Annotated in this window: 1 protein-coding gene; it reads right to left on the bottom strand. The window is 73.6% G+C overall.

All coding sequences use genetic code 11. The annotated features are described in order from the left end of the window. Positions 1-95: 95 nt before the first annotated feature. Positions 96-950 carry an AAA family ATPase gene (locus KN815_RS25980; protein WP_253209245.1) on the bottom strand — a complete coding sequence of 285 codons (855 nt, stop codon included), beginning with the start codon at positions 948-950 and terminating at the stop codon, positions 96-98. Positions 951-955: the final 5 nt, after the last annotated feature.

The following is a 955-nucleotide window of genomic DNA, read 5'->3' as shown; positions in this document are numbered from 1 at the left end:
CCGCTCGGCTCCGCGCCGCCCTGTCCCGCGCCGTGCGGCTCCGCGCCGCCCTGCTCCGCGCCGCCCCGCCCAGCGTCCCCCCGGCCCATGTGTCGTTACACCGCCCCGCCCAGCCGGTGCAGCACCGCTTCCAGCAGCCCGTCCGCCGTTACGTCCATGCCGCCCGCCCGCAGGAACACGGCGTTCAATAGCTGATCGGTCGCCAGCTCGCGGGCCGCGCGCCGACGGAGGAAGGCGTCCAGCAACTGATCGACCTCCTCCAGCGCGTCGTCCCCCAGATGCGCGGTGACGATCGCCCGCAGCCGTCCCTCGTCGGGGGTGGGCAGCTCCAGCCGTACGCAGCGGCGCAGGAAGGCGGGCGGGAAGTCGCGTTCGCCGTTGCTGGTGATCACCACGACTGGGAACTCCTCGCACATCAGCCGGCCCCGACGCACCGTGGCCCGCTCGCCCGCCCGTGCGGTGAGCACGTCCACCACCGACTGGTCCTCCGGCAGCCGGGCCAGCTCGGGGATCTCGAACTCGCCCTCCTCGAAGACGGTCAGCAGGTCGTTCGGCAGGTCGACATCGCCCTTGTCGAGTTCATCGACGAGCAGCACCCGGGGGCGTTCGTTCGGCACCAGCGCGGTGCCCAGCGGCCCGAGCCGTACGAAGCTGCCGATGTCGGGCTCGGCCTCGCCACGGTCGCGGGTCAGGGCCGTCTCGCGCAGCCGCCCGATCGCGTCGTAGCGGTAGAGCGCGTCCTGCACGGTGGAACGGCTGTTGACCGGCCAGCGCAGCACCTCGCCCAGCCCCATCTCATGCGCGACCGCCCGCGCGAGCGAGGACTTGCCGGTCCCGGGGCTGCCGGTGACGAGCAGCGGGCGGCGCAGATGGAGGGCGGCGTTGACCACGTCGGCGTGTTCGGGCGAGATGAGATACGGCGCCGGGCCCGCCGGACCGGACGCGGACAGTGCCC

It is taken from the genome of Streptomyces niphimycinicus (genome assembly GCF_018883605.1).
In the GTDB taxonomy this organism is placed as follows: Bacteria; Actinomycetota; Actinomycetes; order Streptomycetales; family Streptomycetaceae; genus Streptomyces; species Streptomyces niphimycinicus.
This window is presented reverse-complemented; position numbering and strand designations above follow the sequence as displayed.